Source organism: Roseateles sp. P5_B10, from assembly GCF_056400485.1.
On record NZ_JBFULE010000272.1, the window covers coordinates 1 to 6,363 of the forward strand.

The 6,363-nt window shown below is 70.0% G+C and carries 7 protein-coding genes; 6 read left to right on the forward strand and 1 reads right to left on the reverse strand.

Features of this window, described 5'->3' with window-relative positions:
• On the forward strand, window positions 1–431 hold a 431-nt coding region (locus tag AC1DU6_RS16600), incomplete at its 5' end, for an SET domain-containing protein-lysine N-methyltransferase (RefSeq protein ID WP_477858394.1).
• A gap of 8 nt (window positions 432–439) precedes the next feature.
• Here the strand turns inward: AC1DU6_RS16600 and dacB are convergent.
• Window positions 440–1,810 (reverse strand): D-alanyl-D-alanine carboxypeptidase/D-alanyl-D-alanine endopeptidase, encoded by a 1,371-nt coding sequence (gene dacB / locus AC1DU6_RS16605; protein WP_477858395.1) that lies wholly within the window; start codon window positions 1,808–1,810, stop codon window positions 440–442.
• 38 nt (window positions 1,811–1,848) lie between these two features.
• On the opposite strand from dacB, the gene tsaB reads away from it, so the two are divergent.
• The 5 genes from tsaB to AC1DU6_RS16630 all read left to right on the forward strand — a co-directional run.
• A complete protein-coding gene (gene tsaB / locus AC1DU6_RS16610; RefSeq protein ID WP_457322971.1) occupies window positions 1,849–2,532 on the forward strand; it encodes a tRNA (adenosine(37)-N6)-threonylcarbamoyltransferase complex dimerization subunit type 1 TsaB in 684 nt (227 codons plus the stop codon).
• Window positions 2,529–3,011 carry a ribosomal protein S18-alanine N-acetyltransferase gene (rimI, locus tag AC1DU6_RS16615; protein WP_457322970.1) on the forward strand — a complete coding sequence of 161 codons (483 nt, stop codon included), beginning with the start codon at window positions 2,529–2,531 and terminating at the stop codon, window positions 3,009–3,011. Before tsaB ends, rimI begins: the two co-directional genes overlap by 4 nt.
• A complete protein-coding gene (locus AC1DU6_RS16620) occupies window positions 3,008–3,754 on the forward strand; it encodes a uracil-DNA glycosylase (protein ID WP_457322969.1) in 747 nt (248 codons plus the stop codon). The genes rimI and AC1DU6_RS16620 overlap by 4 nt, the downstream gene beginning before the upstream one ends.
• A complete protein-coding gene (locus AC1DU6_RS16625) occupies window positions 3,751–5,826 on the forward strand; it encodes a putative bifunctional diguanylate cyclase/phosphodiesterase (RefSeq protein ID WP_477858398.1) in 2,076 nt (691 codons plus the stop codon). Before AC1DU6_RS16620 ends, AC1DU6_RS16625 begins: the two co-directional genes overlap by 4 nt.
• Window positions 5,823–6,363 (forward strand): SAM-dependent methyltransferase (locus AC1DU6_RS16630; protein WP_477858400.1); only part of this gene is annotated, 541 nt, incomplete at its 3' end. The genes AC1DU6_RS16625 and AC1DU6_RS16630, both read left to right, overlap by 4 nt.

Genomic DNA, 6,363 nt, shown 5'->3' on the forward strand with positions numbered 1-6,363 from the left:
TCCAATCCCCCAGCGTCTACATCAAGGACACGGGCACGACCAAAGGCCGCGGCGCCTATGCGTCACGGCCTCATGCCAAGGGGGAGACCGTCGAGGCCTGCCCTGTCGTGCTGTTCACCGGCTCCTACACGTCGATTCCCGAGGAGGTCAGAAAACTGCTCTTCAACTGGGGCGTGCTGGCTCACACCACAAGCGGCCATTGCCTGGCTCTCGGCTACGGCAGCATGTACAACCATGAGAACCCGGCCAATATGCGCTACGAGGCCGATGTCGAGTTGCGGCTGCTGCGCTTCGTGGCCATCCGCGACATTGCCGCCGATGAGGAACTMACGGTGAACTACAACGCTGTCGGCGGCGGCCATGTGTCTGAGCGGGACACCTGGTTCACGGGCCAGGGCGTCGAGCCCTACGCCGCTGAGAGCGACGCCTGACCTGCGCGTCAGCGCCCGGCCTTGCCCTCCGGCGCGTCCTGCGCCACCCAGCGCAATACTGCATCCAGCACGCCGCGCGCGGCCTGGGCCTGTGGGTGGTTGACGATGGCAACCAGCACCCAGCGCTTGCCCGAGGGCGCATCGACGATGCCGGCCAGCGCGACGACGTCGCGCAGCGAACCGGTCTTGAGATGCGCCCGCCCGGCCGCAGCGCCAAAGCRCCCGGGCTGGCGTGACAGCGTACCGTCCAGCCCGGCCACCGGTAGCGAGGCCAACAGCTCAGGCATCCAGGGCTGGCCCCAGGCCCAGCGCAGCAGCGCTGCCAGCTGGGCCGGGCTCATGCGCGTCTCGCGGGCCAGGCCGGAGCCGTTGACCACGCGGGTCGGTGGCGTCGTGCCGGYATGCGCGTCCAGCCAGGCCTGCAGCCAGGTTGCCGCCGTGTCGGGTGAGGGCGCGGGCACGCCAGCGGCGCGCGCGGTGCTGAGCAACACCTGCTGGGCCGTGAGATTGCTGCTGGCCTTGTTCATATCGCGCAGCGCCTCGGCCAACGTCGGGCCGGGCCACAGCAGCGTGGGCGCGCTGGCGGGCGCTGGTGCGTCGACGATGGCCTCGCCGCGCCAGGCGATGCCGGCTTCACGCAGCATCAGCGCCAGCAGCCGCGCCGGGTAGGTGGCCGGGTCGGGATCGGCCAGGGTCCAGGTCAGGTCGCCGCAGGCCGCCGCATAGCTGCCGRCAAAGCGCGGGCGCTGGCCGGCGGCCCATTGCAGCTTCAGCGCGCCGCGCCAGTCGCCGCAGGGCCCGGCCGTCGTCGGCACGGTCTGGGGTGGGTCCAACGCCGGGTCGGCGCTGATGCGGGCCTGCATGCCTTCGACGCGGATCGTGTAGCTGACCGCCTTGAAGTTCAGCAGCAAGGCCTCGGGCAGCACATTGCCGACGCGCCAGGGCTCGTTGTCGAAGTCACCGGGCTCGGCGGCGCCGGGCGTGAAGGCGCTGCGGTCCAGGCGCAGCGGGCCGCGCAATTCGCTGATGCCCAGGCGCTTCAGCACCCCCCAGACGCGCTCGGTGGACAGGCGTGGGTCGCCGCTGCCCTGGATGGCCAGGCCGCCGTCCTCGGTCAGCCAGACCGGCGTCTGCCATTGCCAGGCCGGGCCCAGGGTGTCCAGCGCCGCCATGCTGGTGACGAGCTTGGTCAGTGAGGCGGGGTTCAGTGGCATGTCTGGCTGCCAGGCCAGGCGGGGCCGGGGTTCATCCAGGGCCTGCACGAACACGCCCAGAGCGGTGGCCGGCACCTGGGCCTGGCGCAGCGCGACCTGGACCGACAGCGGCAATGGTTCCGCCGCCTGTACCCCCAGGATCCAACCCGCCAACACCCATCCCATCGCCTGTCTGCGCATGACCCGAAAGTTACACTGGGTTGATGCCCTCCCTCCTGGCTCTCGACAGCTCCACCGACACGATGGCCCTGGCCCTCGTGGCCGAGGGGCAGACTCGGGTTTTCGAGGCCCAGGGCGGGGCGCAGGCGTCGGCACGCATGCTGCCCGAGGTCAAGGCCCTGCTGGCCGGCGCGGGCATCGCGATGGCCGACCTGGACGCCATCGCTTTCGGGCAGGGCCCCGGCGCCTTCACCGGGCTGCGCACCGCCTGCGCCGTCGCGCAGGGCCTGGCCTTCGGGCTGGACCGGCCGGTGCTGGCCATTGACAGCCTGATGCTGGTCGCCGAGGACGCCCGTGCGCAAGGCGCTGGCGACGACCTCTGGGTGGCGATGGACGCGCGTATCGGCGAGATCTATGCGGCCCGCTACCGCTGGGCCGATGGCGCCTGGGTCGCCGTCGAAGCTCCCGCCCTCTACAAGCCCGAGGCGCTGGCCGCGCATTGGGGGACGCCCGCGGCCGTCGCCGGTACGGCCCTGACCGAATATGCCGAGGCCCTGGGCGTGTTGCCGCAGACCTGGCCGCAGGCCCGTTCGCGCGCTGCAGCCCTGGGTACCTTGGCTCTGGCCGCCTGGCAGCGTGGCGAGATGCGCGACGCGGCCGAGGCCCTGCCCGTCTATGTGCGCGACAAGGTTGCGCTGACGACGGCCGAGCGAGAACTCAAGTCATGAGCGCATTGCTGGAGCGCAGCCTGCCGCCCTTCGAGGCCGAGGCCATGCGGGTGCCCGACCTGACCGAGATCATCGCCGTCGAGCGCCAGGCCTACCCGGTGCCGTGGACGCATGGCAATTTCGTCGACTCGCTGGCGGCCGCCTACCCGGCCGAGGTGCTGCGCGGGCCGCGCGCCGAGCTTTTCGGTTATTGGGTCGCCATGCCGGGCGTGGACGAGATGCACCTGCTCAACATCACCGTTGTGCCGGCCTGGCAGGGGCGCGGCCTGGCGGTGGCCATGCTGGACCGGCTGGTGGGCGAATGCCGCCGCCGCGGCCTGACGCAGCTGTGGCTGGAAGTGCGCGTCGGCAACGAGCGCGCTCGCGAGGTCTACCGCCGCTACGGCTTCGCAGAGGTTGGCAGGCGCCGCGCGTATTACCCGGTGCAGCAGGGGCCGCGCGAAGATGCCATCCTCATGAGCCTGTCGGTGCCGGCATGAGTTGGGATCTGCGCCAGCGGGCCATGTTGGCCGAGATGGGTTATCGGCTGCCGGCGGCGAGCGCGGTGATGCAGCCCGTCGACGTCATCGAGGTCGAACCCGAGCCCATCGTCGTTGCCGCGCCGCCGCCTGTCATCGTGCGTGTGGCGGCGCCGTCGGCGCCGTCGAGCTTCGCCAACCTGGATATGCCGGCGCTGCGCGAGGCCGTCTCGAGTTGCCGGGCATGCGGCCTGTGCGAGCAGCGCCGCAACGCCGTCTTCGGCAACGGCGCCCTGCAGCAGGCGCAATGGCTGGTCGTCACCGATCCGCCCGATGAAGGCGACGACGCCTCCGGCGAAGCGCTCGGCGGTGATACGGGCCGCCTGCTGGACCGCATGCTGAGCGCCGCCGGCCAACGTCGCACGGGTGATGAAGCGACCGCCTTCGTAACCCCGATCGTCAAGTGCCGCCCGCCGCGCGGCCGGGCCTCCCAGCCCGGCGAGCTGGACGCCTGCGAGGCCGTGCTGGCACGCCAGGCCGAACTGCTGCGCCCGCGCGTCGTGCTGGCCATGGGCCTGCAGGCGGCGCGCCGGCTGACTGGCCTGACCGAACCCCTGGGCAAGCTGCGCGGCCGCGTGCACCGTTGGCGCGACCTGCCCGTCATCGTCACCTACCACCCGGCCTACCTGCTGCGCTCGCCTGCGGACAAGGCCGGTGCCTGGGACGACCTGTGCCTGGCCCGACGCACGATGGGAAGCACATGAGTTCGCCCAAGGAACTCGACCTCGAGCGCCAGGCCCTGGACGCGGCGCGCTTTCGCATGCTGGCCGATCATGTGCCGGCTTGGATCGCGCTGTACGGTGCCGCCGACCATCGTTGCCTCTTTGCCAACCGTGGCTATGCCGAGGCCTTCAAGCTGACGCAGGACTCCATCGTCGGCAAGCACTTCAGCGAGATCGTCGGATCCGAGGCCTACGAGCATGTGCGCGTGTCGGTCGAACAACTGGTGCGCGACCTCAAGCCCGTCGTCTACGAGCGCGAGCTGATCCAGCCCGGCGGCAAGCTGTCCTTCCTCGAGATCCACCTGATTCCGCAGTTCGACAGCCAGGGCACGCTGCTGGGCAGCTGGGTCCTGGTCTACGACATCACGCGCCATCGCCTGGCCGAGCGCCGGCTGCGGGAATCGGAGGCCAGGCTCGACAAGTTCATGCAGGCCACGGTGGAGGGCATCCTCTTCCACCGCGACGGCATCATGACCGACGTCAACCAGCCCCTGTGCAAGATGTTGGGCTGGTCGGCGGACGAACTGATCGGCAAGCACGTGCTGTCCTATGTCGACGCCGACGAACTGCCCAAGGTCCGCGAGGTCATGTTGCGAGGGCAGGAGCTTCGCTACGAGACCGCCGTCACGCACTGCAACGGCTCACGCATTCCGGTCGAGCTCATCATGCGCACGATGGAGCGCGACGGCGAGCAGCTGCGCATGGCCGTCGTGCGCGACATCAGCGACCGTCTCGCCAACGAGGCGCGCATCCAGCACCTGGCCCATCACGATGTCCTGACCGGCCTGCTCAACCGCGCGGCCTTCATGGACCGCATGGCCCTGCAGATGCGCCGCGCCGAGCGCAAGGGCGAGATGCTGGCCCTGCTCTTCATCGACCTGGACAACTTCAAGCGCGTCAACGATTCCCTGGGTCATCTCGAGGGCGACCAGGTGCTGACGACGGTGTCCGAGCGCATCGTCGGTGCGCTGCGCGACAGCGACCTCGTCGGCCGCTTCGGTGGCGACGAGTTCATCGTGCTGCTGAGCGACCTGACCAGTCGCGCCGACATCGTCGTCGTGCTGGAGGCCCTGCTGTCGGTCGTCGAAGTGCCCGTCAAGGCCGATGGCCGGGCGTTGTCGGTCACGCCCTCCATCGGCGTGGCCGTCTACCCGGACGACGGCCGGCAGGCGGATGACCTCATCCAGCATGCCGACACGGCCATGTACCTCGCCAAGGCCCGTGGCCGTGCGACCTACCAGTTCTTCGAATCCTCGCTGGCCGAGGCCGCCTATGCCGACATCGTGCTCGAAGCCGAGCTGGCCCAAGGCCTGACGCGCAACGAGTTCGAACTCTTCTTCCAGCCCCAGGTCGAGGCGACGACGGGTCAGCTGTCGGGCGCCGAGGCGCTGCTGCGCTGGCGCCACCCGCGGCGTGGCCTGCTGGCGCCGGACGCTTTCATCTTCGTTGCCGAGCGCCACCGCCTGATGCTCAACCTCGGCGAATGGGTGCTGCGCGAAGCCGCCGCAACGGCACGGCGCTGGCGCGAGAACGGCCTGACCCGCGGCCATGGCGCCATGCGCATCGCCGTCAACCTGTCGCGCATCCAGTTCCATCTCGATGGCTTTGCCGACACGGTCAAGCGCGTGTTGCAGGAGTCCGGCGCGCAAGGCCAATGGCTGGAGCTGGAGCTGACCGAGCGCATGCTCATCGACGACATCACGCATGCACCGGCGACGCTGGCCCAGCTGCGTGCTCTCGGGCTGASGGTGTCGGTCGACGACTTCGGCACCGGCTACACCTCGCTGGCCCACCTGACGGAGCTGCCGCTGGACAAGCTCAAGATCGACCAGGGCTTCGTCGCCCGCTTGCCCKACGATGTCGGTGCCCAGGCCATCACGCGGGCCATCGTGCAGATGGCCGTCGGCCTGGGCCTGACCGTCACGGCCGAAGGCGTGCGCACCGCGGCCCAATGGCAGCTGCTGGCTGGCTGGGGCTGCCAGCAGTTCCAGGGCGAGCTGGTCGGCGCGCCGATGCCGCTGGCCGAGTTCGAAGCCTGGGTGAAAGCTCGATGAATGGCGCGGTGAAGCTCGCCGACAAGATCCACGCCGAGATCGCCGCAGCCGGCGGCTGGCTGGGCTTCGACCGTTTCATGAGCATGGCCCTGTACGAGCCGGGCCTGGGCTATTACGCCGGCGGCCGGCGCAAGTTCGGCCAGATGCCCAGCGAGGGCTCGGACTTCGTCACGGCACCCGAGATGTCGCCGCTGTTCGGTCGGGCGCTGGCCCGCCAGCTCGCTCAGGCCATGGACGCCAGCGGTTGCCGCGATGTCATCGAGTTCGGTGCCGGCTCGGGTGCACTGGCGGCCCAGTTGATCGCGGAGCTGGATGCATTGGGCGCGGGCCTGGCACGCTACGCAATAGTGGAGCTGTCGGCCGAACTGCGCGAGCGCCAGCGCGAACGCCTTTCGCATTGGGGGGGGCGCGTCGACTGGCTGGACGCGTTGCCCGCCGAACTGGAGGCCGTCGTCATCGGCAACGAGGTGCTGGATGCGATGCCGGTCCAGCTCCTTGCCTTCGACGGCCAGGTCTGGCGCGAGCGCGGTGTGGTCT

Coding starts and splice junctions, on each gene's coding strand:
- AC1DU6_RS16620 (WP_457322969.1), top strand. CDS start 3,008: ATGAGTTGGGATCTGCGCCAGCGGGCCATGTTGGCCGAGATGGGTTAT.
- tsaB (WP_457322971.1), top strand. CDS start 1,849: ATGCCCTCCCTCCTGGCTCTCGACAGCTCCACCGACACGATGGCCCTG.
- rimI (WP_457322970.1), top strand. CDS start 2,529: ATGAGCGCATTGCTGGAGCGCAGCCTGCCGCCCTTCGAGGCCGAGGCC.